Source organism: Fuscovulum blasticum DSM 2131 (assembly GCF_003034965.1).
Taxonomy (GTDB): domain Bacteria; phylum Pseudomonadota; class Alphaproteobacteria; order Rhodobacterales; family Rhodobacteraceae; genus Pseudogemmobacter; species Pseudogemmobacter blasticus.
In genome coordinates this window covers 1-1,481 of the sequence record NZ_PZKE01000051.1, presented here as the reverse complement: position 1 = coordinate 1,481, position 1,481 = coordinate 1, and the positions used below count along the sequence as shown (strand labels likewise).

At 63.4% G+C, this 1,481-nt stretch carries 1 protein-coding gene and 1 pseudogene; both read right to left on the bottom strand.

Annotated features, from left to right (window positions below):
* A pseudogene (locus C5F44_RS17610) lies at window positions 1–114 on the bottom strand (type II secretion system F family protein); the annotation flags it as partial.
* A gap of 11 nt (window positions 115–125) precedes the next feature.
* On the bottom strand, window positions 126–1,481 hold a 1,356-nt coding region (locus C5F44_RS17605), incomplete at its 5' end, for a TadA family conjugal transfer-associated ATPase (protein WP_107674941.1).

The window sequence follows — 1,481 nt, the reverse complement described above, 5'->3', positions numbered from 1 at the left end:
GCGGCTGTTCAGGCTGATCGACTTGCCGAAGACCGTCAGATACAGCCCCTCGACCAGAATCACGACGGCCACGAAGATCAGGATATAGATCAGGGGCGCTGCGCTGATTTGCATGAAGGCCGTCCTCAGGCGATGGGTTCGTAGATCGAATGGGGCAGGTCAAAGCCCCATTGCCGGAAGCGTTCCGAATAGGCCGACCGGATGCCGGTCGCGTTGAAGCGGCCGATGATCTTGCCCGAAGGCTCGATCCCCAGCCGTTCATAGCGGAACACCTCCTGCATCGAGATCACGTCGCCCTCCATGCCGGTGATCTCGGTCACGCTGACCATGCGGCGGCTGCCGTCCTGCAGGCGGCTGGCCTGCACGATCAGGTTGACGGCGCTGGCAATCTGGCTGCGCATGGCCTTGAGCGGCATTTCGATCCCGGCCATGGCCACCATGTTTTCCAGACGGCTGACCGCATCGCGCGGGTTGTTGGCGTGGATCGTGGTCATCGAACCGTCATGGCCGGTGTTCATGGCCTGCAACATGTCGATCACTTCCTCGCCGCGCGTTTCGCCGACGATGATCCGGTCCGGCCGCATCCGCAGCGCGTTGCGCAGGCAGTCGCGCTGCGTCACCGCGCCCTTGCCTTCCACGTTGGCCGGGCGGCTTTCCATCCGGCCCACATGCACCTGCTGCAACTGAAGTTCCGCCGTATCCTCGATCGTCAGCACCCGTTCGGTGTTGTCGATGAAGCTGGACAGCGCGTTCAGCGTGGTGGTCTTGCCCGACCCGGTGCCGCCCGAAACGATGATGTTCAGCCGGGTGGACACGGCGGCCTGCAGGTAGGCGGCGATTTCCTCGGTGAAGGCGCCATAGCGGACCAGATCCTCGATCCGCAGCTTTTCCTTCTTGAACTTGCGGATCGACACCAGCGATCCATCCACCGCCACCGGCGGCACCATGCAGTTGAAACGGCTGCCATCGGCCAGGCGGGCGTCGCAATAGGGGTTCGATTCATCGACCCGCCGGCCCACCGCCGACACGATCTTGTCGATGATCCGCAACAGGTGGCGTTCGTCGCGGAAGGTGACATCGGTCAGCTCCAGCTTGCCTTCGCGTTCGACGAAAATCCGCTTCGGCCCGTTCACCAGAATGTCGTTGACCGTCTCGTCCTTCAGCAGGGGCTCCAGCGGGCCAAGGCCCATCACCTCGTCATACAGTTCCTGCACCAGGGTGACGCGGTCGTCCTTGTTCAGCGCGACCGACATCTCGTCCAGCGCTTCCGAGGTCAGCGCCGAGATTTCCGATTTCAGGTTCTGTTCGGTGGCATGTTCCAGCGCGGCAAGGTTCAGGCTTTCCAGCAGCCGCTTGTGGATGTCGAGCTTCAGCTCCATCAGCCGGTCTTTGCGCTTCTTCTCCTTGTCGGCCACCACCGCTTCGGCCGGGCTGCGCGCGGTCATGGCCGGGGTCAGCGGCCGGGTCGTGGCCGGCGCAAC